The sequence below is a fragment of the Cryobacterium sp. Y29 genome (assembly GCF_002929825.1).
Classification (GTDB): domain Bacteria; phylum Actinomycetota; class Actinomycetes; order Actinomycetales; family Microbacteriaceae; genus Cryobacterium.
In genome coordinates this window covers 312,167-336,145 of sequence record NZ_PJJN01000035.1, presented here as the reverse complement: position 1 = coordinate 336,145, position 23,979 = coordinate 312,167, and the positions used below count along the sequence as shown (strand labels likewise).

Here is a 23,979-nt window from a genome sequence, read left to right as displayed (position 1 = left end):
GGGTGCGTGAGTGTGGCTAGGGTTCAGACATGACTCAGACAACCGGTGGTCAATGATGACCCGATATGTAGCACTGCTCCGCGGCATCAACGTCAACGGCATCACCATAGCCATGACGGATCTTGCTGAAACATTTCACGAACTCGGTTACACCGACGTCAAAACCGTGTTGGCAAGCGGCAATGTGATCTTCAGTATCGACAGTCCGCTCGTCGATAAGACGGATGCGGCCGCGCTCAAGGCCCGCATCGAGAAGGCCCTGGCCGCTCGGTTTGACTACGAGGCGTGGATCGTACTCGTCGACGCCGAATCCCTCGACCGGATCGTTCGCGCTTACCCCTTCGACGCGGACCGCGACGGCTGGCATCCGTATGTGATGTTCTCCTCCGACCCGGGACATCTCAGCGAGCTCGCCGGACACCGCAAAGAACTCGCGGCCGCCGAGGAACGCATCGAACTCGGCCATGGTGTGCTCTACTGGGAGGTTCGCAAGACGGTCGGCATCAAGAGTGCTTTCAGTAAGAAGAGTGCCAAGCTCAAATACCGCAACACGACGACCACCCGCAACCTGCACACTCTGCACAAGCTGCTGGAACTCACACCGGGATAGACTGGTTTAGCACCTACGTGTGCACCAACCACGCACTGCCGCCGCCCGCAGCGTAACGGCCACATGGCCACGGGCCGCCGGCGCCTGCTGCACCACGTCCAAACGATCGAGCACAACAACGGGAGATGTATGTCCGGGCATTCCAAATGGGCCACCACTAAGCACCAGAAGGCGGTCACCGACTCCAGGCGGGCCAAGGCGTTCGCCAAGCTCATCAAGAACATCGAGGTTGCGGCTCGATTGGGCGGCGCTGACCTCTCGGGCAACCCAACGCTGGTCGACGCCATTCAGAAGGCCAAGAAGACCTCGGTACCCAACGACAACATCGACCGCGCGGTCAAGCGCGGTGCCGGCCTATCGGGCGAGCAGGTCGACTACACGACCATCATGTACGAGGGCTACGCCACGCACGGTGTCGCGATCATGATCGAGTGCCTCACCGACAATAAAAACCGCGCCGCGGCCGAGGTGCGCACCGCGATGGCTCGCAACGGCGGGGCCATGGCCGATCCGGGCAGCGTGGCCTACAACTTTCACCGCAAGGGCGTCGTTGTGGTCAAGCACCTGCCGACGCTCACCGAAGACGACATCATGCTTGCCGTTCTCGATGCCGGTGCCGAAGAGGTCATTGACGAGGGTGAGACCTTCGAGATTCATTCCAATGTGAGCGACCTGGTCGCCACCCGCACCGCGCTGCAGACCGCTGGAATCGACTATGAGTCAGCGGATATTGCGTTCATTCCCTCGCTCAAGATCGAGGTTGACGCCGAAACCGCTCGTAAGGTGTTCCACCTGATCGACGCAATGGAAGATCTCGACGACGTGCAGAACGTGTATTCCAATTACGACCTGTCGGCCGAGGTGCAGGCGGCACTCGCGAGCGAGTCCGAGTAATTCGATGGCGGTACGGGTTCTCGGCATCGACCCGGGCCTCACCCGTTGCGGTGTGGGCGTGGTCGACGTCGAGGGTAACCGCTCGGCTCGCCTGGTGGATGTGACGGTTCTGCGCAGTGCACCCGACCTGCCCCTGGAGCAGCGGCTGCTGCTCCTGGCCCAGGGTTTGGAAGACATGCTCGACCGCCATCGGCCTCAATTCATTGCCATTGAACGCGTCTTCGCCCAGCACAACGTGCGTACCGTCATGGGTACCGCGCAGATCAGCGGTGTCGCCCTGCTGCTCGCCGCGAAGCGCGGTCTGCCGGTAACCCTGCACACCCCGAGCGAAGTGAAGGCGGCGATCACCGGCTACGGTGCTGCCGACAAGAAACAAGTCGGCACTATGGTCGCGCGGATCCTGGGGCTCACCGAAATTCCCAAACCGGCCGACGCAGCGGATGCCCTCGCCCTCGCGATCTGCCACGCCTGGCGTACCGGGGCATCCGGTGGCACTCTGCCGACCGTCACCTCCGTGAAAGCGGCCACCGTCATGCCCGGAGCACCCACCCCCGCCCAGAAAGCGTGGCGCGACGCCGAACGCAAATCGGTGACAGCAGTGTCGGCGGTGCCCCGTAGTCTTAAGCGGTGATCTCCTCCGTACGTGGCCCTGTCCGCTCAGCTGTCGGCTCAACTGTCGTGATCGAGGTCGGCGGTGTCGGTCTCGCCGTGCAGGTGACGCCAGCCACCGCACTCGGCCTGCGCATCGACGAGGAAGCCCGGCTGGTGACCATCCTCATCGTGCGCGAGGATTCGCTCACGCTCTATGGCTTTCCCACTGCTGATGAGCTCGCCGTCTTCGAATTGCTCGTCGGTGTGACCGGTGTGGGCCCCAAGTCCGCTCTCGGCGTGCTCGCGGTGCTCACCCCCAACCAGATCGCGCAGGCTGTCGCCGGTGATGACGACGGCGTGTTCCGCAAGGTCAGCGGCATCGGACCGAAAACGGCAAAGCTCATCGTGCTCTCCCTGGCCGGCAAACTCGCTGTGACGGCGGCAACTTCTCCACCCCGGGCACGAGGGGCCTCGTCGGTCGCTGCCAGCGTGCTGGCTGCACTGATCGGCCTCGGCTGGTCGGAGCGAGTCGCAGCGGAGGCGGTCGATGAGACCCTGTCCGAGCTGGCGGATGTCGCCGGCACAGACTCCGCGCCGCCGGCGGTTGCCGCTGTGCTCCGGTTGGCCCTCGGCCGGCTTGGACCGGCAGCGCACCACGTTACCGGTGCGGCGGCCGCGGCGAGCACCGGAACGGCTCGCTCGTGACAACCGATCCATCCATCGAGAACCCCGCCGTCAAGGTGGTCGACCCCTCGCTGGAAAGCGAGTCAGAGCTAGCGTTCGAGGGCGCCCTGCGCCCGGAGAGTCTGGCCGAATTCGTCGGACAGAAGAAGGTTCGTGGACAGTTGCAGCTGCTGCTGACCGCCGCCACAATGCAGAATCGCACCCCCGACCACATCCTTCTGGCCGGCCCTCCCGGCCTCGGCAAGACCACCCTGGCTATGATCGTCGCCTACGAGGGCAACCGACCGCTGCGCATGTCGAGCGGTCCGGCCATTCAACACGCTGGCGATCTCGCGGCCGTGCTGTCGTCCCTGGTGCCCGGCGAGGTGCTCTTCATTGACGAGATCCACCGCATGGCTCGCTCCGCCGAAGAGATGCTCTACCTTGCCATGGAGGACTTCCGCATCGACATCATGGTCGGCAAGGGCGCCGGCGCTACCTCCGTCCCGCTCGAACTGGCCCCGTTCACCCTGGTCGGCGCTACTACCCGCTCCGGGCTGCTGCCAAACCCCTTGCGTGACCGATTCGGTTTCACCGCCCATCTCGAGTTCTACGCTCAGAGCGAGCTCGAACAAGTTCTGGCTCGTGCAGCACACCTAATCGACCTGCCGATCAAAAAAGATGCCCTCGCCGAGATCGCTGGGCGATGCCGCGGCACGCCGCGCATCGCGAATCGCCTGCTGCGTCGGGTACGGGACTATGCGCTCGTGCACGGGGGAGCGGCCGATATTGCCGCGGTGCACGCGGCTCTCGAACTTTATGACGTCGATGCGATCGGCCTCGACCGCCTCGACCGTGAGGTGATGAAGATCATCCTGACGCGGTTCGGGGGAGGGCCTGTAGGGCTCAACACCCTGGCCGTGTCCGTCGGTGAAGAGTCCGAAACGGTGGAGGCGGTCGTAGAGCCGTTTCTGGTGCGGATAGGATTTCTCACGCGCACCCCGCGAGGTCGAGTTGCCACCAGCGCAGCGTGGCAACATTTCGGTCTGACCTCTCCTCAGGGCAGTGCGACCCTTCTTGATCTATAATTCAATTTGGCCCGTCTGCCTATAGCTCTAATTCAGTAGGCGCGTCCCCGCAAATCGGGCCCCCATCACAAGCTTCGGCCACTCGTGCCGCAATCGAAAGGTAATACAATTTTATGGATTCATTGACTCTCGTCATGTTGGCCGTTCTGGCCGTTCTCGTCTTCTTCATGTTCCGCAATGGCCGCAAGCGCAAGAAAGACCAGGAAGCGCTGCAGGCCACCATGGTTGCCGGCGCAGACGTCATGACCAACTTCGGCATGTACGGCACGATCATCGCTATCGATGAAGAGGCCAACAAAGTCGAGCTGCAGATCGCGCCCGGCGTCGTCGTCGAAATTCACCGTCAGACCATCGCCCGTGTGGTGGAGCCGGTCGTCGTCGACGTTTCCGAGGACTCTAATGTTGATAGCATCGACTCGCTCACCGAGCCGGAATTCGGCCAGCGCGTTGCCGATGCCGACACCGACACAACCGAGCAGCCCAAAAAGGGTGACGCGTAGTTTCTCACTTTTAGGCAATACTTCGCTGGCACCATAGTTAACACAACGCACGTACTGCATCACGCGGCGCGCCCACGCATTCTGGCGTGGGCGCCAACAGAAAGCTGAGTTCATAGGTGGCTAAGTCGTCTCCGGTTAAGAAGGCCTGGCGTTCCCTGACCTGGCTTGGCGTGCTTATCGTCGGCCTGATCGCCCTCAACGCTTTCGGCGTATTCACCCAGAGCGGATCGTGGACGCCGAAACTGGCACTCGACCTCGAGGGTGGAACACAGATCATCCTCGCCCCACAGGTTGAGAGTGGCGCGACCGTGACTTCGGAGCAGCTCACCGAGGCGGTGGGCATCATCCGCCAGCGTGTCAACTCCTCGGGAGTATCCGAGGCGGAGGTCAACACTCAGGGCGGACGAAACATTGTCGTGTCGATCCCCGGTACCCCCGATGACGCCACCCTGGACCGCATCAAGTCGTCGGCCAAGCTCGAGTTTCGTGCGGTGCTCGTCGCCGGTCAGCCGTCCGGCCAGACCGTCGGCGCTGACGGTACCGCAACGCCTGCACCGCAGGCTCCTGTCGATCCGAGCCTGTCGACCACGCCCGCCGTCGAACCGACCGACGCGAGCGATCTGAACTACGTCACCCCCGCACTCCAGGCCGAGTACGACGCCTTCGACTGCGGCAAAATCAACACGACCAATGTTGCGCCGGCCAATCAGCCCCTGATCACCTGCGAAACCGACGGCACGGTCAAGTACATCCTCGGCCCGGTCGAGGTCGACGGGTCAACGATCGCCGACGCGACCAACGGCCAGCGCACCACGCAGAGCGGCGCGACCACGGGCGAGTGGGCTGTCAATATCGTCTTCAACAGCACGGGAACGTCGAAATTCGCTGATGTCACAACACGACTGTTCAACCTCACCGGTGTGCAGAACCAATTTGCGATCGTGCTCGACGGCCGTGTTATTTCGGCGCCGGCCACCCAGGGCGCCATCCTCGATGGCAGGCCGCAGATCACCGGTTCCTTCGATCAGGACAGTTCCAAGGCTCTGGCTGACCAGCTGAAGTTCGGTGCTCTCCCCATCAGCTTCACCGTGCAAAGCCAGGACACCATCTCGGCGACGCTCGGTTCGACGCAACTCCTCAATGGGCTCATCGCCGGCCTGATCGGTTTGATCCTCGTTGTCATGTACTCGCTCGCGCAGTACCGCCTTCTCGGTCTGATCACGGTTGCGTCCCTCGGCGTGGCAGCGGTGATCACCTACCTTTTGATCACCATCCTGTCCTGGCGCGAGGGCTATCGCCTGTCCCTGGCCGGTGTCGCCGGTTTGATCGTGGCCATCGGTATCACCGCCGACTCATTCATCGTCTACTTCGAACGCGTGCGAGACGAGCTGCGTGACGGCCGCGGGCTGGAGTCCTCGGTCGAGGCCGGCTGGAAGCGAGCCTTCCGCACCATCGTCGCCTCCGACGTTGTCAACTTCCTTGCCGCAGCCGTACTGTTCGTGCTCGCCGTCGGCAACGTGCGTGGTTTCGCACTGACCCTCGGCCTCACCACGGTCGTCGACCTCCTCGTGGTCGGCTTGTTCACCCACCCGATGCTTCAGCTGGTCGCTCAGACGAAGTTCTTCAACGAGGGCCACAAACTGAGCGGGCTCGATCCGCGAGCGCTCGGTGCCGTGTACCGGGGACGCGCTCGATTTGAGCCCTCGGCAGCCGTATCGGGGACCAAAGCTTCCTCCTCCAGCAAAGAGGCGGCCAAACGGCAGACCATCGCCGAACGTAAGGCATCGGAACTCGTCGGAACCAGCACTGATCGATCGACAGACAGGAAGGATTCCTGATGGCCAGTTTCTCGCAGTTCGGAAATGACCTCTACACGGGCGCGCGCTCGCTCAATATCGTCGGGCGCCGCAAACTGTGGTACCTCATCGCCGGTGGCATGATTCTCATCGCCATCGTCGGTCCGTTCCTGCTGCGCGGAGGCTTCGTCTTCGGTATCGAATTTACCGGGGGCAGCGAGTTCGTTGTTTCGCAGACGACGAGCCAGTCCGAGACCACGGCAACGGATGCCGTCGCAAACGTCGTTCCCGAAGCTGTGGCGAAGATTTCCACCATCGGTTCTGATGGTGTCCGGGTGCAGACTGATCAGCTGTCGGAAGGGCAGACTTCGGAAGTGCGTGACGCTCTCGCCACGGCGTATGACGTGCCCGTCACTGAAGTCGCGACCTCCTTCATCGGTGCGACCTGGGGTCAGGACATCACCGGACAGGCCCTGCGGGCGCTTGTGGTGTTCCTGGTACTCGCCGCCATCATCATGGCCGTGTACTTCCGAACGTGGAAGATGTCGGTGGCGGCCATGGTAGCGCTGCTGCACGACCTCGTCATCACGGCCGGTTTCTACGGAATCACGGGTTTCGAAATCACGCCGGCGGCAGTCATCGGATTCCTCACGATTCTTGGCTACTCGCTTTACGACACCGTTGTGGTCTTCGATAAGATTCGCGAGAACACCAATCTTGACGGTTCAGGCTCGAGCCGAACCTTCTCCGAGTCGGTCAATCTCGCCGTCAACCAGACGCTCGTTCGCTCGATCAACACCTCGGTCGTGGCTGCCCTGCCCGTGGCATCCATTTTGTTCATCGGTGCGTTCGTTCTGGGTGCCGGCACCCTGCGCGATATCTCGCTCGCGCTGCTCATTGGAGTTCTGGTTGGTACCTACTCGACCATCTTCATTGCCACACCGCTGTACGCCCAGCTGCGAAACGGTGAGGATGCCATTCGCAAGCACGACAAAAAAGCCCTCGCCGCTCGTGCCAAGGCATCAGCTCCAACCGCGGGGATGGTCACGGTGTAGTCGCACGAACGTGCACGACGAGAAGCGGCCGGCCCTTTCGGGTCGGCCGTTTCCGCATGTGATCGATACGTGATCGCTGGGGGCGTACGGGTGAGCCTCAGAGAACCGGCATAATTGACAGTACGCACACCCGCCCCTGCAGAGCGTGAAGTACGAGGTGAGATTATGACCGACACGACAACCCCATCCCCGGCCTCGCTGCGCCGACTAGTGCCGCGCATTTTCTCGCGCGCGCAGCCTGCCGGTGCCGTCGATCGCTTGATCAAGACAGTCCGGTCGAACCACCCCAAGGTCGATCTATCGATCATCGAACGCGCGTATACCGCTGCCGAGCGAGCACACGACGGGCAGTTTCGGCACAGCGGGGAGCCGTATATCACGCACCCGGTTGCGGTAGCTCAGATTCTGGCCGACCTGGGGATCGGTACCAAGACCATCGCCGCAGCGCTGCTGCACGACACCGTGGAAGACACAAAATACACCCTCGACGCACTCCGGGCCGACTTCGGTGATGAAATCGCGATGCTGGTGGATGGGGTCACCAAGCTCGACAAGGTGAAGTACGGCGATTCGACCCAGGCTGAGACCGTGCGCAAGATGATCGTCGCAATGTCCAAAGACATTCGGGTGCTCATCATCAAACTCGCCGACCGGCTGCACAATGCGCGCACCTGGGGCTTCGTGCCCAACGCATCCGCCGTGCGAAAAGCGACAGAGACGTTGGAGATCTACGCGCCCCTAGCGCATCGGCTGGGTATCCAAACCATCAAATGGGAACTCGAAGACCTGTCTTTTGCGGTGCTGTACCCCAAGTTGTACGCCGAGATCGAAAGTCTGGTCAAGCAGCGCACGCCGCAGCGCGAAGAGTTCGTTCAGCAGGTCATCGATACCATCAACGATGACCTCAAATCGGCACGCATTCGCGGCAAAGTTGCCGGTCGACCCAAACAGTACTACTCGATCTACCAGAAGATGGTCGTGCGCGGCCGGGAATTCGATGAGATCTACGACCTTGTCGGTATTCGCGTTCTCGTGAACTCTGTGCGGGACTGCTACGCCGTGCTGGGTTCCGTCCACGCCCGGTGGACACCGCTGCCCGGCCGGTTCAAGGACTACATCGCCACCCCGAAGTTCAACCTGTACCAGTCCCTGCACACGACCGTGCTCGGCCCGAGCGGTCGCGCAGTGGAAATTCAGATTCGCACCACCGAAATGCACCAGCGTGCTGAGTTTGGCGTTGCCGCGCATTGGAAGTACAAGGAACAGGTCAACGGTAAGAGCACCGGCGGGCCAGGTCTCCAGAGCGATACCGATATGGCGTGGCTCGCGCACATCTCTGACTGGCAGGCCGAAACGGCCGACCCGGGCGAGTTCCTTGACTCCCTGCGTTATGAGATCGGCGCCAAGGAGGTTTACGTCTTCACGCCGAAAGGCCGGGTCATTGGCCTGCCCTCCGGCGCCACCCCGGTTGACTTCGCCTATGCGGTGCACACCGAGGTTGGCCACCGCACCATGGGTGCCAAAGTCAACGGCCGACTGGTGCCGTTGGAGAACGAGCTGATCACCGGCGACGTCGTCGAGGTGTTCACTTCCAAGAACCCTGACTCCGGCCCGAGCAAGGATTGGCTGAACTTCGTCAAGAGCCCCCGGGCGCGCAACAAGATCCGGCAATGGTTCACGAAAGAACGCCGCGACGAAGCCATCGAACAGGGTCGCGACGCCATCGCGCGTGCGATGCGCAAGCAGAACCTCCCCCTGCAGAAGCTGATGAACCAGGATTCCTTCGCGGAGGTCGCGGCCCAGCTCAAGTATGAAGACGTATCGGCGCTCTATGCCGCTGTGGGTGAAGGTCACGTTTCAACCCAGTCGGTACTTGAAAAGGTTGTCTCCTCGGTGCAAAGCATCGACGACAACGACAACAACGACTTTCCGGTCGCCGCACGGGGTCGCACCCAGTCCACCCGCAATACTGATTCGGGTGTGCTCGTGCGCGGTGCGCCCGACATTCTGGTCAAACTCGCCCGTTGTTGTACTCCGGTGCCCGGTGACAAGATCGTCGGGTTCGTCACTCGTGGCGCCGGCGTTTCGGTGCATCAGGCTTCCTGCCACAATGTGCAGTCGTTGCTCAAAGAACCTGAGCGCATGATCGAGGTCGATTGGGCACCCACCTCCAAGAGCCTCTTCCTCGTGCATATACAAATTGAAGCTCTCGACCGTGCCGGGCTGCTCTCCGATGTCACCCGGGTACTGTCAGAGCACCACGTGAATATTCTCTCGGCTAGCGTCAACACCTCGAGTGACCGGCTGGCGCTGAGCCGTTTTGTATTCGAAATGGGTGACACGACTCATCTCGATCGCGTATTGAACGCGGTGCGTCGCATCGATGCCGTTTATGACGTGTACCGGGTCAGCGACGGCTAACCTGCGGTGATGGTGGCAGCATGCTGCGGGCCCTGCAGCCGCAGGGCCTGCAAGGGCGCCCGAACGGCCGCCAATCGCTCCACGGCGAGTGTGCTGTGAGCGGGGCTGCCGCGTTTGCAGAGGCGAATGGCGGCCGAGACATCGGGGTACTCGCCGTAGTGCAGGAGGCGGGCCAGCAGGGCGGTGAGTCCGGCGGCCGACGTGGTACCGGGCGTGTAGCGCGCAAGGTCGACCGCGGTACGCAGGGGCGTGGTAACCCGCACCCCCGAGATGGTGCGGACGTCATCGGGAGAACGCACGATTTCACGCACCTGCGCCCGCGGAGACCACACAGCGGTGGCGCGCGCGCTGATCAGCACACAGAACTGGTGGCGACGCGGCTCCGGTGCGAGGCCGTAGATCCACGCGGCGGTGAGTTGTTCGGCGATGGCGCGGGGCGGGACCAACTGGCTGGCGGCGATAGCCCGAGTATCACATCCGTCTATCTCATCGATCACGCACCAGGAATCAGCTACTTGAAAGACCTGGCCATCGAGGCGGGCGCTGTAGAGCTCGGTGAGCGGGAGATCGTTTATGGTGAGCGGTCGTCCCGGTAGATTCGTCATGCTCCCAGAGTGACGGCCTTACCGATTCAGATCCCTTGAGGGGCCGCATCTGTGGATAAAGTGCGGACCCCCGTGGAGTGTGCATAACTCCGCGGGAGTCCGCTGCCGCTCTGGCTACTGGCCGATCGCCTTCAGCCAGGCCTTGCGGGCCTCGAGCGCTTCGGTGGCGTCCTTGATGGCGCGGGCGTTTTGGCCTTTCTGCGCCGCGACCAGCTCAGCTTCGAGCTTGGCAATCGCGTCGTTCAGCTGGCCGGCGAGGCCCTCCGTACGGGCCTTCGTCTCCGGGTTGTTGCGCTTCCAGTGGTCGTCATCGAGTTTGCGGACGACGGCTTCCACCTTGCGCAGACGATCCTCGATCGGCTTGACCTGATCGCGGGGGACCTTGCCGATTTCATCCCACTTACGCTGGATCACGGTAAGCGTGTCGCGGCCGGCGTTACGGTCACTCGTGGTGAGCAGGGTTTCGGCCTCGGTCAGCAGCTCGAGCTTGAGCACGAGGTTCGCGGAGAACTCCTCGTTGTCCTGGGCTTCGACCTCGCTCTTGACCGAGTAGAGCACATCGCCGGCGGCCTTGAACTTCGCCCACATGGCGTCGTCCTGCTTCTTGCCGCTGCGACCGGCCTTCTTCCACTCGTCAAGCAAGTTTCGGTACGTCGAGACGCCATCGGCACCCTGCGGGGCCAGGGCCTCCGCCTGTTCGATCAAGTGCTGCTTCTTGGTGCGCACGTCTTTGTGAGCGCTGTCGAGCTCGGCGAAAAAGGCCTTGCGGTTCTGCTCGATCGTCGTGCGTGCGGCACGGAAGCGCTTCCAGAGGTCGTTGGCTTCCCCCTTGGGAATGCGCGGGGCATCGTGCTGGTGTGCCTGCCATTTAGCAAACAAGTCGTCTAGGGCAGCGCTGGTCTGCTTCCACTGCGTCTTCGCCGGATCTTCGGCGGCGAGACGCTCGGCCTCGGTCACGATCTCGGCCCGCTCAGCGACGGCGGCAGCGGACGCGGCCTTGGTCTCGATGCTCTGCTGCTCGGTGAGCTCACTGACGGCCCCGTCGAGAGCACCGAGACGTTCGGCCAGTGCGGCGAGATTGCCAACGGCGTTGGCGTTGGCAACGGCGACGGTGAGGTTGGCGACCGACTTGGCGATATCCGCCGCCGGAGCGCCACCCTTCGCACGCTGTTCGAGCAGGGTGACCTGCCCGTTGAGCTCAACGTACTTGCGTTCGAAGTAGGCCAGGGCCTCTTCCGGAGTGGCATCCGGGTACTGGCCGACGGCGCGTTCGCCATCGGCCTCGCGCACGTAGACCGTGCCGGTTTCGTCTACGCGACCCCATGGTTGCTGATCTGTCGTAGTCAAGAGCCTCACCTTTGCTGAGTTGTTGTGTGTGAATCCGCGGGAGTGACGAGTGCGGAGCCAGGAAATACCCTGATAAGCCTATTGCAATAGCGCAGGCGGGTCGATTGATCCTACTGAACTGTTATGCCCGTGATCGTCGTTGGCACCTTCGGGGCACCGTCGCCGGCACCATCCGCGGTTCCGGCATCCGTGATCTGGGCCTTGAGCTCGTCCAGGCCACTCGTCACGTGGCCGAGCACGGTATAGCCACCGCCCGCGTCCGATGGGATGGTCGTGTCGTCATAGACCACGAAGAACTGACTCCCCATGCTGTACCCATTTCCGCCTTGACGGGCCATCGCGAGTGTTCCGGCGGGGTAGATATTGTCGGCCGGGGCGTTCTCCACAGGCCCATAACTGTAACCCGGGCCGTGCGTGGCATCTGCGCTGGTTTTTTCGGCGTCAGGATCGCCGCACTGCAGCACGAAGAACCCACCCGTGGTGAGGCGATGGCACGTGACACCGGTGTAAAAACCGGTCTGGGCGAGGCTGATGGTGGAAGAGACTGCCTGTGGTGCCAGGGCACCGTCAAGCTCGATGCCGAGGTTGACATCGTTGAGGGTGAGGGTTCCAGTCCAGGTGCGACCTTCGGCGAGGGTGCTCGCGGGGACGTCTCCGCTATTCTCACCCGCTGCTGCTGTGCCGGGCGCTGTCGGAGTGGCACTCGCTGCTGCTGTGGGTGCCGGGGTGCCGGGGCCGCCGTCGAAGTAGAAGACCTGAGCGATTACGATCAGGGTCGACACCACGAGCAGACCGCCACCGGCGATCACGTTGTCGCGCACACGACGCTTCTTCTGGTGCTCGTGCACGGCCCGTCTGGCTTGGTAGGAACGAACGCGTCCGCGCTCTTCACGTGCCGCACGCTCAAGCTTGTAATTCGAAGCCACTAGAACCCCTCCAGGGTCGTCGGGGTTGGCGACGACCGAACACAAAGCAATCGGACGCGTCGTGCCCCCGACCTCGTAGAACTCTACGCACAAACTACGCTGGAAGAATGTCGGATGCTCAACCGGGTCTGCGCAGTGGTGCGACCCCCCTCGCCGTACGAATGCGCCCAAAAACTCTTGACGAGGTCGCCGGTCAGCGCCACCTGCTGACGCCGGGTTCGCCACTGGTGAGTCTCGCGAGCGACAAGACCGGGGAGCGCGGCAGCGTATCGGTCATCTTGTGGGGACCGCCCGGTACCGGAAAAACAACGCTCGCGCAAGCCATCGCGCACAGCTCAGGGCGACGATTCGTCGAGTTGTCCGCCGTGACGGCCGGCGTACGTGACGTGCGGCAGGTAATGGAAGATGCCCGTACCAATCGCGATTTGTACGGCCTTGCGACGGTGCTGTTTCTCGACGAGATCCACCGCTTCTCCAAGGCCCAACAAGACACCCTGCTGCCCGGGGTCGAGAACGGCGTCGTCATCCTGGTCGCCGCGACGACCGAAAACCCGTCGTTCTCGATCATCTCCCCCTTACTGTCTCGTTCCCTGTTGCTCACCCTCGAAGTTCTCAGCGACGACGACCTCGGCATCGTCGTCGATCGTGCCGTCACCGATGCGCGCGGCCTGGCCGACCGGTTCGAACTCGAACCAGAAGCCCGCGGCGCGATCATTCGACTCGCCTCCGGTGATGCGCGGCGGGCACTGACCGCGCTGGAAGCAGCATCCGTTTCGGCCGAATCAACGCTCGAAGCGGGAGCGACCAGCAAGCCCGTCATCACGACCGATGTTGTCGCCCTCGCCGTTGATCGTGCCTTGCTGCGCTACGACCGCAACGGTGACGAGCACTACGACGTGATCAGCGCGTTCATAAAATCGGTGCGCGGCAGCGATGTCGACGCTGCACTGCACTACCTGGCGCGCATGATCGAGGCCGGCGAAGACCCGCGCTACATTTGCCGGCGCATTATCGTTCTCGCCTCCGAGGACATCGGTATGGCGGACCCGCAATCGCTCCTGATCGCTGTAGCCGCTGCCGACGCCGTGCAACTGATCGGCATGCCTGAGGGCCGCATACCCCTGGCTCAGGCCGTCGTGCACCTCGCGACCGCACCCAAGTCCAATGCCGCCTACATGGCGCTCGACGCGGCGATTGCCGATGTGCGGGCCGGCAAGATGGGCCGAGTGCCCAAGGGCATGCGCGACGCGCATTACCCTGGTGCCAAACGACTCGGTCATGGGAAGGGGTACCTGTACCCGCACGATGATGCGCTCGGCGTGGTCACCCAACAATATCCGCCGACCGAATTGAAAAACACCCGCTACTACGAGCCCACCGAACACGGCCACGAACGCGACATTTCTGCGCGCCTGCTCAAAATTCGTAGAATAGTGCGCAATCAGTAAGAGTGCCCCCGTGTGCTAGCCTTATCTCTGCCTACAACTGGTTTCGGCATGCGGCTGCGTCCGTTTCCAGTTTGGAGGGGAATCGTTCTGTAGCCGAACGTCCCGTGGCACCCAATCCTCTGATCTCCCATGACCTGTGTCGATTACGTCCACACTCGCCCTGGTATCCCTGTTATTGAGTCCGATCGAAAGGAAACCGTGTCTACCAAGTCACGTACCCGCAGTAAAACTCGCCTCTCGCGCGCCCTGGGCATTGCCCTCACGCCGAAGGCAGCCCGCTTCCTCGAGAAGCGCCCCTATGCACCTGGCGAGCACGGCCGCACCAAGCGCAAGACCGATTCGGACTACGCTGTGCGTCTTCGCGAAAAGCAGCGCTTACGCGCCCAGTACGGCATCCGCGAAGCCCAGCTCAAAATTGCCTTCGAGCAGGCTCGTCGTCGTCAGGGACTGACCGGTGAGAACCTCGTGGAGATCCTCGAGACCCGTCTCGACGCCCTTCTCGTTCGTTCCGCGATTGCGCGCACCACGGCCCAGGCGCGTCAGATGATCGTGCACCGTCACATCCTCGTTGACGGAGAGCTCGTCGACCGGCCTTCCTTCCGCGTGAAGCCGGGCCAGCTCATGCACGTCAAGGCTCGCAGCGAGGGCATGGAGCCCTTCCAGGTTGCAGCAGCCGGCGGACACGTCGACCTGCTCCCCAAGCTCCCGCCGTACCTCGAGGCTGAGCTCGACAAGCTACAGGCCCGCCTCGTGCGCGCCCCGAAGCGCATCGAGATTCCGGTGACCTGTGAAGTTCAGCTCGTCGTGGAGTACTACGCAGCTCGCTAAGTACCTGACCGATTGAGGGCAGCCCCCGGCTGCGTGAAACGGTACGCTGAAAGGCGGATCACCCCAGGGTGATCCGCCTTTTTGTATACCCGAGCTCCGCAGGAGCCGATCGAACTGAGTGGAGTCATCGTGTCAGGTGGAGATATTGCCGGTCTTATCGCAGCCGGCGTGTTCGCGATTCTGGTCGCGGTCATCGCTGTTCCGCTGGTCAAATTGGGTCGAGTGTTTGATGAAACCACCGCGGCCATCCACGAACTCAGCGAGGGAATCACTCCGATGCTGACCGAAACGACCGATGCCATTCGCGGGGCGAATCAACAACTGGCGCGGGTGGACACCATCACGAGTAACGTGGCGGATGCCACCGGTAACGTTTCCGCGCTCGTCGCGTTGTTCGCCGCGACGGTTGGCGGCCCGCTGATCAAGCTCGCCGGGTTCTCTGCTGGCGTGCGGGCGGCCGTTCGCGCCGGGCGGCCTCGGCGTGATCGGGGTTGACCGGCTACTCTGGAAACGGCGCTGATATTCTCGCGCCCGACTTATCGATGGCTACGGCTAGCGCAGATTCAGGGAGAAGTGCAATGAAGAACGTCATCTGGTTGGTCATCGGCGTGGCCGCGGGCTTCGTGGTGGCCCACGAGGTCAATAAGACCCAGCAAGGTAAGCAGTTCTTCACCGAACTCGACACCAAGGCCCGCGAGTTCGGCGAGGCCATCTCCGAGGGCTACCGGCAGCGTGAGGCAGAGCTGCACGCCGCACTCGGCGACGCGCCGACGCCCACCGCGCCGTAGGCGTCCCGTTACACAGAACCACAGTCTTTCGCACCACCACACTCACGCACCATCAAAGCTACGGACACCATGCAGACTGCTGACATTCGCGGGCGCTGGCTCGACTTCTTCGCCGATCGTGGACACACCGTTGTGCCGTCCGCGTCACTGGTGAGCGACGATCCCACCCTTCTTTTCACCGTGGCCGGCATGGTACCGTTCGTGCCATACCTCACCGGGCTCGTTCCAGCGCCATATCCGCGCGCCACGAGCGTGCAGAAGTGCATTCGCACTAACGACATCGAAGAGGTCGGCAAAACACCCCGGCACGGCACCTTCTTTCAGATGAACGGCAACTTCAGCTTCGGTGACTACTTCAAGGAAGAAGCCATCGGCTTCGCTTGGGAGCTGCTCACCACCCCGGAGAACCAGGGCGGCTACGGCTTTCGCGAAAGCGAGCTGTGGGTCACCATCTACCTCGATGACGACGAGGCCTACCGCTACTGGCGTGCCATCGGCGTGCCGGACAACCGCATCCAGCGCCTCGGCATGGAATCCAACTACTGGTCCACCGGCCAGCCCGGCCCGGCTGGCCCCTGCTCAGAGATATTTGTCGATCGTGGCCCAGCGTATGGAGCCGATGGCGGCCCGGCCACGGACGATGACCGTTATGTCGAAATCTGGAACCTCGTCTTCATGCAGTACTTGCGCGGTGAAAGTACCGGAAAAAACGACTTTGAAATTCTCGGCGACCTGCCCAAGAAGAACATCGACACCGGCATGGGCCTCGAACGCGTCGCCTTCCTCAAACAGGGCGTCGAGAACATGTACGAAATCGACCAGGTGCGCCCGGTACTCGACCGTGCCGCCGCACTCACTGGCCGCCGCTACGGCGCCGACCACGACGATGACGTGCGCATGCGCATCGTCGCCGACCACGTGCGCTCCTCCCTCATGCTCATGAGCGACGGAGTCATGCCGTCCAACGAAGGTCGCGGCTATATTCTGCGCCGCCTCCTGCGTCGTAGCGTGCGCGCCATGCGCCTGCTCGGCGTCGACACCGTCAGCCTGCCCGAATTACTGCCCGTCTCGCGTGACGCCATGAGCGCCGCCTACCCCGAGGTCAAGAGCGACTTCGGGCGTATCAGCCAGGCCGCCTTCGCCGAGGAGGAAACCTTCCTGCGCACCCTCGCGAGCGGCAGCACCGTGCTCGATCTTGCGGTGGCGAAGACGAAAAAAGCCAACAAGACCGAACTGGCCGGCCCAACGGCCTTCCTGTTGCACGATACCTACGGGTTCCCCATCGAGATCACCCTCGAGATTGCCGAAGAAGCCGGTCTGAGCGTCAACCGTGACGCCTTCGACGTGCTCATGACCAAGCAGCGCAGCCTGGCCAAGGCCGACGCGAAGTCCAAGAAGACGACCCTCGCCGACCTCGGCGTCTACAGCCCGTTCCGAGCCCTCGGTGAGACCGTCTTCACCGGGTACGACAACCTGCGGAACGAGTCAAGAGTGCTCGGCCTCATCGTGGACGGCGAGTCCGTCACGAACGCGGTTGCCGGTCAAACAGCCGAGGTTATCCTCGCCGAGACCGCGCTCTGGGCCGAATCCGGCGGGCAAGAGGCGGATTCCGGCCTCATCGTCGGCGCCGGTTACGAGCTCAAGGTGCTCGACGTGCAAAAGCCGGTCAGGGGTCTGATCAGCCACAAGGTGCTCGTGCAGTCCGGCGAGGTCGGTGTGGGCGAGCGCGCCACGAGCGTCGTCGACGAAAGCTGGCGTCGCGGCGCCCGCCAGGCGCACTCGGGAACGCACGTGCTGCACGCCGCCCTGCGCCAGGTGCTCGGCCCGAATGCGCACCAGTCCGGCTCCTACAACAAGGCCGGTTTCTTTCGGCTGGACTTTTCCTGGAACCAGGCACTCTCCCCGGCGACCCGCACCGAGATCGAAGAGATCTCCAACAACGCCATTCGCGACAACCTGCCGGTGACTACACGCGAACTGCCGATCGCCGAGGCGAAAGCGCTCGGTGCCATGGCGCTGTTCGGTGAGAAGTACGGCGATGTCGTGCGCGTCGTCGACATTGGCGGTCCGTGGTCGCGTGAACTCTGCGCCGGAACGCACGTGTCCAGCAGCGCTGAGATCGGCATGATCAACCTCATCAGTGAAGCTTCGGTCGGATCGACCAACCGCCGCGTCGAGTCTCTGGTCGGCCTTGAGGCCTTCCGCGATCTCGCCGCCGAACGAGCCCTCGTCTCGCAGCTCACGTCGAGCCTGAAAACGCCGCGCGAACAGCTGCCAGAACGCATCAGTGACCTCGTGACGAGCCTCAGGGCGGCGGAGAAGAAGATCGCCGCCTTCGAAGCCCGCGCCCTGACCGACCGTGTTCCGGCCCTGCTGACACGGGCCCGCCGGGTCGGCGCCGTGACCGTTGTCGCCGAAGACGTCGGCGTGCTCGGGTCGCCGGACGATCTGCGCGTGCTGGCTCTGGCAACCCGAGATCGCCTCGGCACCGACGCGGTCGTCGTGGCGCTCTCCGCCACTGCCGCGGGTAAGCCCGTCGTGATCGTCGCCACCAACACGGCTGCGCGAGCTGCCGGTCACAAGGCCGGAAGCCTCGCCAAGACCGTTGCGGGAATTCTCGGCGGAGGCGGTGGCGGCAAGGATGACGTCGCGCAGGGGGGTGGCCCCAACGGCGACGCCATTCCGGCCGCGCTGCAGGCCGTCGTAGCAGCGATCAGTCGCTAACGATGCGGTCAGGGGTGCGTGTCGGCGTCGACGTCGGCAAGGTGCGCATTGGCGTCTCCCGCAGCGACAACCACGGGATGCTCGCTACACCGGTCGAAACCGTTGCCCGCGACCTGGCCGGGCTGACCGACCTCGTGCGCATTCGAGCCGTGGTGCTCGAGCTTGACGCGATCGAGGTCATCGTCGGTTTGCCCCTGGCATTGTCGGGAAACGTGACCGCGTCGACCGACGACGCGATCGATTTTGCAGCGCGGCTCAACCGAATTCTCGACGTACCGGTGCGCTTGGTCGATGAACGGCTCTCGACAGTGTCTGCGCAGTCGGCGTTGCGGGCGTCCGGTCGGTCCACGAAAACGCACCGGCCAGTGATTGATCAGGTGGCCGCGACTATCATTCTGCAACACGCGCTCGACAGTGAGCGTGCCTCAGGGCGGCCGCCAGGGTCGCCCGTCGAACCGACAGAGAGGCCGTAACCGTGCCGAGTTCCACCCCGGAAGAGCCGCTGCCGAGCCGTCGGCAGTTGCGCGCGCAACAGGCCGCAGCGGAACAAGCGGCCGTGGGAGAGAGCCAGGCTGCGCCGCCTCCTGTCGCCGTCGTCGGAGACGGACCGCTGTTGCCTCGATTGGCCGGCGAAGCAGCCGTGCCCCCTACCGACGCCACCATTTTTCGGTCGGCACACGAGAGTGGCGGCTCCGGCTCCGGCTCCGGCCGCGGCCGTGCAAACCGGCGCTCACTCCTGGCCGACGAACCTCCACGAGAAAAGCACAGTCGTAAGGGGGCCTGGGGTTGCCTCATCGTCATTGCCGTGCTGGCTGCGCTCGTGGCCGGGGCCTACTTCTTTCTCCAAGGTCCCATCTCGCAAATCATCGCGGCCACACAGGGGCCCGCCGATTTTACGACCGAGGAAGCGGCCTCCGGTGAAGACGTGGTCGTTATGATTCACGGTGGTGACGGCGGCTCCGACATCGCCACCACCCTGGTAGACCGGGGCGTAGTGAAGAGCTTCGATGCGTTTTACACGCTTCTCTTACAGGCTAGCCCGGAGCCGGTTTTCCAGCCCGGTGCCTACCAGCTGAAGACCAAAATGGTCGCGAGCACAGCCCTGGATGCGCTGCTCGTTGACGGTACGCGACTACGCCAGACCGTCGTCGTTCCGGAGGGAACCGCGGCCGCCGACGTGTTGCAATCGATATCCGAGGGCACTGACATTCCTCTCACCGACGTGCAAGCCGCTGCGGCCAACGTGGGCTCGTTTGGGTTACCGCCCGAAGCGACCACGCTCGAAGGTTTCCTCTTTCCTGCCACCTACACGTTCTCACCGGGGGACACCGCCCAGGTCGTCCTGCAGGCCATGGTTGATCGGCAGTTTGAGGCCCTCGACTCGGCCGGGGTCGCTGTTGCCGACCGCTGGTCGACCGTCGTGTTCGCCTCACTCATTCAGCGAGAAGCTGGCCTCGCCGACGATTACTACAAGGTGTCCCGGGTCTTTCTGAACAGGCTGGAGCCGGCGCGGTGGGCGAGCGGTCTGCTCCAGTCCGATGCGACCGTCGCTTACGGCACGGGAAACACCCACCTCGTGACCACGACCGACGCCGAACGCGGCGATGCCGGCAACCCGTACAACACCTACGTGCACCCCGGCATGGTCGTCGGCCCCATCTCGAACCCGGGTGACCTGGCCATTGACGCCGCCCTGCACCCGCTGGATGGTCCGTGGCTGTTCTTCGTGACCGTCAACCTCGATACCGGCGAGACGGCCTTCTCCACGACCGCGGCAGAACACGACGCCGCGGTCGTTGTCTGGCAGAACTGGATGAGGGAGCACCCCGAATATGGATAGCCCCACCTCGAATCGACTTGCGGTGCTCGGCTCGCCGATCAAGCATTCTCGTTCGCCGCTGGTGCACCGAGCCGCCTACCGGCAACTGGGACTGGACTGGTCCTACGATGCCGTCGAGGTCAAATCAGGATCCCTCGCCATGTTCCTGAGCAAGCTCGAGCCAGAATGGCGAGGTTTGTCACTCACGATGCCGCTCAAGCAGGAGGTTCTGCCGTTCATCGACGACTGCGACCGGGTTGCCCAGCTGACCGGTTCTGTCAACACAGTGCTGCTGCGCCGGGTAAAGGGGCGCGGCACACTGAGCGGCTTCAACACGGATGTTGCGGGTCTGGTGCGCGCCCTCGCCGAAAGTGGAGTCACCCAGGCGACGCACGTGACTCTGCTCGGAGCTGGCGCGACGGCGTCATCCGCTCTGATGGCGGCAGCAGAACTCGGCGCCGAGTTCGTCACGGTGCTCATGCGGGACGCACGAAGAGCGCAGCCACTGGTCGAGCTCGGCCGAACGCTGGGCGTGGTCGTCGACCTGCAGGATTTCAGTGGGGTGAGCCGGGTCGACAGCGATGTCGTGATCAGCACACTGCCGGGAGGAACCGTGCTGCCGTCGCTGCTTCCGCTGGAACTGCGCGAACATGCCGTCTTGTTCGACGTCGCGTACTCACCGTGGCCGAGTGGGGTCGCCACGTCGTGGCAGGCGGCGGGGGGCACGGTGGTGAACGGACTTGGAATGCTGCTGCATCAGGCACTCATCCAAGTGCGGGTCTTTGTTACCGCTGACCCGTTTGAACCATTACCCGACGAGCCGTCCGTGCTTGCGGCCATGCGTGGTGCGCTCACCCGTGACACTGGCTTCGACGATGCTGTGGAAAGATAGGAACCATGCTTCGTTGGCTCACCGCCGGAGAATCTCACGGCCCCGAACTCATCGCCATTGTCGAGGGTTTGCCCGCTGGAATCCCGGTCACCCTAGAATCGATCCGCCTCGATCTGGCGCGCCGCAAGCTCGGCTATGGCCGAGGTGCGCGCATGAAATTTGAAGAGGACGAGCTCACCCTCTCGGGTGGTGTGCGGCACGGGCTCACCCTCGGCGGTCCGGTCGCACTGCGCATTGGCAACTCGGAGTGGCCCAAATGGGTCGACGTGATGAGTGCAGCACCGGTGGACCCAGGCACGATCACACGCGGTCGTGGGGCGCCGCTGACCCGGCCCCGGCCCGGTCACGCCGACCTGGTCGGCATGCAGAAGTACGACTTCGACGAAGCCCGCCCGGTGCTGGAACGCGCCAGCGCTCGGGAAACGGCCGCACGGGTGGCGCTGGGCGCTGTCGCCAGGTCCTTTCTGAACGAGCTGGGGATTCACCTGGTCAGCCACACGATCGCCATCGGACCGGTGCGCGTGCCAGACGGCGCGCCGTTGCCGTTGCCCGGAGACGTGGACGCCCTTGACGCTGACTTGCTGCGCTGTTTCGACGCCGCGACATCCGCTTTGATGGTCGCTGAAGTGGATGCCGCGCACGATGATGGTGACACCCTCGGCGGCGTCGTCGAAGTGCTCGCCTACAATCTTCCCCCAGGCCTCGGGTCATTCGTGCACTGGGACCGTCGTCTGGATTCGCAGCTCGCCGCTGCCCTCATGGGCATACAGGCGATCAAGGGTGTCGAGGTTGGCGACGGTTTCGAGACCACCCGTCGTCGCGGGTCCGACGCGCACGACGAACTCGTGCAAGCGGATGGCGTGATTGTGCGGGTCAGCGACAAGGCTGGCGGCACAGAAGGCGGTATGAGCACCGGCACGGTATTGCGCGTTCGCGCCGGCATGAAGCCGATCGCCACGATTCCCCGGGCACTGCGCACGGTCGACGTGGCAACGAGCGAGCCGGCAGCGGCGCACCACCAACGCTCCGATGTCTGTGCGGTTCCGGCGGCCGGTGTTGTCGCCGAGGCCATGGTGGCGCTTGTGCTCGCGAATTCGGTGCTCGAGAAGTTCGGCGGCGACTCGATCACAGAGACCCGTCGTAACCTCCAGTCTTATTTGGCCGAAATTCCCGCCAACCTGCGCACGGGAGCGTCCAGCGACGCGACACTATGACGAGCTTTCGGCCCGAGCGATGCTGAGTCTGCGTAACTCGTTGCTGCCGATCGTCTTCATCGGGCCGATGGCCTCCGGCAAGACCAAGATCGGTCGACGAGTGGCGCGCGGCCTGAACGTGCCCTTCATCGACACCGATAAACGCATCGTTGAACGCTACGGTCCGATTGGTGAGATCTTCGCTCGCGAGGGCGAAGAATATTTTCGCATCATCGAGCGCGAAGCCGTCGATTGGGCTCTCGGCGAGCCCGCCATCGTGTCGCTCGGCGGGGGAGCGGTGCTGAATGCCGACACCCAGTCCGATCTCGAAAACGCGACGGTCGTCTACCTGAGCGTGACGACGGCGGCCGTGCAAGCGCGCCTGGGGGGCAGCAAAAGGCCGCTTCTGGCGGGGGGAATCACCGACTGGGAACGAATTTACAACGTTCGTCGCTCCACCTATGAGGCCCTCGCGACGATTCAACTGGATACTTCCAACCGGCCCATCAGCGGCATCGCCGATGAAATCGTGAGCTGGGTACAAGAAAGAAATGATGAGTGAGATTTCCAGGATGACCGAGATGACCGAGCAGCCCGCCACTACCGTGATCACCGTGACGGGGGTCGATAGCTATCAGGTCCACGTGGGGCGTGGCCTCGTGACCACCGTCGCCGAGCAGCTGGGCAGCGGCGTCACCAAGGTACTTATCGTGCACACCTCCACCGTCGGTGCCCGCGCCGTTGCACTGCGGGACAGCCTGCTCGAAACCTATTCCGAAGTGTTGCTCGCTGAGATTCCTGACGCCGAGGCCGCCAAGCGCGTCGAGGTGGCAGCGTTCTGCTGGGGCGTGATGGGTCAATCCGACTTCAGCCGCACCGACGCCGTGATCGGACTCGGCGGCGGCGCGGTCACCGACCTCGCCGGTTTCGTCGCGGCTACCTGGCTGCGCGGTGTGAAGCTCGTGCAGATTCCCACGAGTGTGCTCGGCATGGTCGACGCCGCCGTTGGCGGTAAGAACGGCATCAACACCGCCGAGGGCAAGAACCTCGTCGGCACCTTTTATGCGCCCGCCGCCGTGCTCTGCGACCTGGACCTGCTCGACGCGCTGCCGAAGAATGAGATCCTGGCCGGTTTCGCGGAAATCGTGAAGGCCGGCTTCATCCAGGTTCCCGAAATTCTCGACATCATTGAAGCGGATGTCGACCGCGCTACCGACCCGACCACCCCCGAATTTCGCCGGCTGATCGAACTGTCCATCGCGATGAAAGCCCGCATCGTGGGGGAGGACTTCAAGGAGGTCGGCCTCCGTGAGATCCTCAATTACGGCCACACCCTCGGCCACGCGGTCGAGCACGCCGAACGGTACGGCTGGCGCCACGGCGCTGCCGTTGCCGTCGGCATGATGTTCGCGGCCGAGCTTGGCGCCCTGAGTGGCCGGCTCCCGGTCGAGGTCGTCGACCGGCACCGCAGCATTCTCGAATCGCTGACCCTGCCGACCGGCTATCCGGTGGGCCGCTGGCCCACCCTGCTCGCCACGATGCAGCGCGACAAGAAGACGCGCAGCGGCATGCTGCGCTTTGTCGTGCTCGACGATGTGGGCAAGCCGACCATCCTCGAGGGCCCGGACGCATCCCTGTTGTTCAGCGCGTACCAGGCCATCGGTCAGTAGCCAGGCGCCAGGCGCCAGGCGCCAGTAGCCAGTAGCCTCAGGCTGGAACAGCCTTCGTGGCACTGGCCACGGCATCTTCTCCGGCGGTGTCGCTGTCAGCCGAGTCGGCAAACGGGGTCAT

23 protein-coding genes are annotated in these 23,979 nt (G+C 63.4%); 20 read left to right on the top strand and 3 right to left on the bottom strand.

The window, feature by feature from the left end; translation table 11 throughout:
- Window positions 1-55: 55 nt before the first annotated feature.
- From CXY74_RS13100 to CXY74_RS13060, 9 genes are all read left to right on the top strand, one after another.
- The gene (locus CXY74_RS13100; protein ID WP_104200850.1) at window positions 56-610 is read left to right on the top strand and encodes a DUF1697 domain-containing protein; all 555 of its coding nucleotides are present in this window, start codon (window positions 56-58) and stop codon (window positions 608-610) included.
- Window positions 611-739: 129 nt separating this feature from the next.
- Entirely contained in the window at window positions 740-1,504 is a 765-nt protein-coding gene (locus CXY74_RS13095) for a YebC/PmpR family DNA-binding transcriptional regulator (RefSeq protein WP_104200816.1), read from the top strand.
- A gap of 4 nt (window positions 1,505-1,508) precedes the next feature.
- The gene (gene ruvC / locus CXY74_RS13090; RefSeq protein ID WP_104200815.1) at window positions 1,509-2,135 is read left to right on the top strand and encodes a crossover junction endodeoxyribonuclease RuvC; all 627 of its coding nucleotides are present in this window, start codon (window positions 1,509-1,511) and stop codon (window positions 2,133-2,135) included.
- Window positions 2,132-2,800, top strand: a complete 669-nt coding sequence (ruvA, locus tag CXY74_RS13085; RefSeq protein ID WP_104200814.1) for a Holliday junction branch migration protein RuvA — start codon at window positions 2,132-2,134, stop codon at window positions 2,798-2,800. Before ruvC ends, ruvA begins: the two co-directional genes overlap by 4 nt.
- 35 nt (window positions 2,801-2,835) lie before the next feature.
- The gene (gene ruvB / locus CXY74_RS13080) at window positions 2,836-3,846 is read left to right on the top strand and encodes a Holliday junction branch migration DNA helicase RuvB (RefSeq protein ID WP_104200849.1); all 1,011 of its coding nucleotides are present in this window, start codon (window positions 2,836-2,838) and stop codon (window positions 3,844-3,846) included.
- A gap of 113 nt (window positions 3,847-3,959) precedes the next feature.
- Window positions 3,960-4,346 (top strand): preprotein translocase subunit YajC, encoded by a 387-nt coding sequence (gene yajC / locus CXY74_RS13075; RefSeq protein WP_104200813.1) that lies wholly within the window; start codon window positions 3,960-3,962, stop codon window positions 4,344-4,346.
- Window positions 4,347-4,462: 116 nt separating this feature from the next.
- Window positions 4,463-6,184, top strand: coding sequence for a protein translocase subunit SecD (secD, locus tag CXY74_RS13070; RefSeq protein WP_104200812.1), 1,722 nt, complete (start codon window positions 4,463-4,465; stop codon window positions 6,182-6,184).
- Window positions 6,184-7,197, top strand: coding sequence for a protein translocase subunit SecF (gene secF / locus CXY74_RS13065; RefSeq protein WP_104200811.1), 1,014 nt, complete (start codon window positions 6,184-6,186; stop codon window positions 7,195-7,197). Before secD ends, secF begins: the two co-directional genes overlap by 1 nt.
- Before the next feature lie 165 nt (window positions 7,198-7,362).
- Window positions 7,363-9,618 (top strand): bifunctional (p)ppGpp synthetase/guanosine-3',5'-bis(diphosphate) 3'-pyrophosphohydrolase, encoded by a 2,256-nt coding sequence (locus CXY74_RS13060; RefSeq protein ID WP_104200810.1) that lies wholly within the window; start codon window positions 7,363-7,365, stop codon window positions 9,616-9,618.
- Here the strand turns inward: CXY74_RS13060 and CXY74_RS13055 are convergent.
- The 3 genes from CXY74_RS13055 to CXY74_RS13045 all read right to left on the bottom strand — a co-directional run bounded on the left by CXY74_RS13055 (window position 9,615) and on the right by CXY74_RS13045 (window position 12,496).
- Entirely contained in the window at window positions 9,615-10,223 is a 609-nt protein-coding gene (locus CXY74_RS13055; RefSeq protein WP_104200809.1) for a type IV toxin-antitoxin system AbiEi family antitoxin, read from the bottom strand. The two genes, CXY74_RS13060 and CXY74_RS13055, sit on opposite strands and share 4 nt — an antisense overlap.
- Before the next feature lie 114 nt (window positions 10,224-10,337).
- Window positions 10,338-11,570: a DUF349 domain-containing protein gene (locus CXY74_RS13050; RefSeq protein ID WP_104200808.1), complete on the bottom strand. Its 1,233-nt coding sequence runs from the start codon at window positions 11,568-11,570 to the stop codon at window positions 10,338-10,340.
- Window positions 11,571-11,680: 110 nt separating this feature from the next.
- Window positions 11,681-12,496 (bottom strand): peptidylprolyl isomerase, encoded by an 816-nt coding sequence (locus tag CXY74_RS13045; RefSeq protein ID WP_104200807.1) that lies wholly within the window; start codon window positions 12,494-12,496, stop codon window positions 11,681-11,683.
- Between the two features lie 107 nt (window positions 12,497-12,603).
- Between CXY74_RS13045 and CXY74_RS13040 the strand changes: the two genes are divergently transcribed.
- The 11 genes from CXY74_RS13040 (at window position 12,604) to aroB (ending at window position 23,858) form a co-directional block, all read left to right on the top strand.
- Window positions 12,604-13,944, top strand: a complete 1,341-nt coding sequence (locus CXY74_RS13040; protein ID WP_104200806.1) for a replication-associated recombination protein A — start codon at window positions 12,604-12,606, stop codon at window positions 13,942-13,944.
- Window positions 13,945-14,142: 198 nt separating this feature from the next.
- Window positions 14,143-14,772, top strand: coding sequence for a 30S ribosomal protein S4 (gene rpsD, locus CXY74_RS13035; protein ID WP_104200805.1), 630 nt, complete (start codon window positions 14,143-14,145; stop codon window positions 14,770-14,772).
- 129 nt (window positions 14,773-14,901) lie between these two features.
- Window positions 14,902-15,267 carry a DUF948 domain-containing protein gene (locus CXY74_RS13030; RefSeq protein ID WP_104200848.1) on the top strand — a complete coding sequence of 122 codons (366 nt, stop codon included), beginning with the start codon at window positions 14,902-14,904 and terminating at the stop codon, window positions 15,265-15,267.
- 83 nt (window positions 15,268-15,350) lie between these two features.
- Window positions 15,351-15,560, top strand: coding sequence for a hypothetical protein (locus CXY74_RS13025; protein WP_104200804.1), 210 nt, complete (start codon window positions 15,351-15,353; stop codon window positions 15,558-15,560).
- Window positions 15,561-15,629: 69 nt separating this feature from the next.
- Complete coding sequence (gene alaS / locus CXY74_RS13020) at window positions 15,630-18,284, top strand: alanine--tRNA ligase (RefSeq protein ID WP_104200803.1); 2,655 nt, start codon at window positions 15,630-15,632, stop codon at window positions 18,282-18,284.
- 2 nt (window positions 18,285-18,286) lie between these two features.
- Entirely contained in the window at window positions 18,287-18,757 is a 471-nt protein-coding gene (gene ruvX, locus CXY74_RS13015) for a Holliday junction resolvase RuvX (RefSeq protein WP_104200802.1), read from the top strand.
- Window positions 18,758-18,759: 2 nt separating this feature from the next.
- Window positions 18,760-20,124 (top strand): endolytic transglycosylase MltG, encoded by a 1,365-nt coding sequence (gene mltG, locus CXY74_RS13010; RefSeq protein ID WP_233193382.1) that lies wholly within the window; start codon window positions 18,760-18,762, stop codon window positions 20,122-20,124.
- Window positions 20,117-20,995, top strand: coding sequence for a shikimate dehydrogenase (locus tag CXY74_RS13005; RefSeq protein ID WP_104200801.1), 879 nt, complete (start codon window positions 20,117-20,119; stop codon window positions 20,993-20,995). The genes mltG and CXY74_RS13005 overlap by 8 nt, the downstream gene beginning before the upstream one ends.
- 5 nt (window positions 20,996-21,000) lie before the next feature.
- Window positions 21,001-22,209, top strand: coding sequence for a chorismate synthase (gene aroC, locus CXY74_RS13000; protein ID WP_104200800.1), 1,209 nt, complete (start codon window positions 21,001-21,003; stop codon window positions 22,207-22,209).
- A gap of 19 nt (window positions 22,210-22,228) precedes the next feature.
- Window positions 22,229-22,750, top strand: coding sequence for a shikimate kinase (locus tag CXY74_RS12995; RefSeq protein ID WP_233193381.1), 522 nt, complete (start codon window positions 22,229-22,231; stop codon window positions 22,748-22,750).
- Window positions 22,751-22,769: 19 nt separating this feature from the next.
- Window positions 22,770-23,858: a 3-dehydroquinate synthase gene (gene aroB / locus CXY74_RS12990; protein ID WP_104200845.1), complete on the top strand. Its 1,089-nt coding sequence runs from the start codon at window positions 22,770-22,772 to the stop codon at window positions 23,856-23,858.
- Window positions 23,859-23,979: the final 121 nt, after the last annotated feature.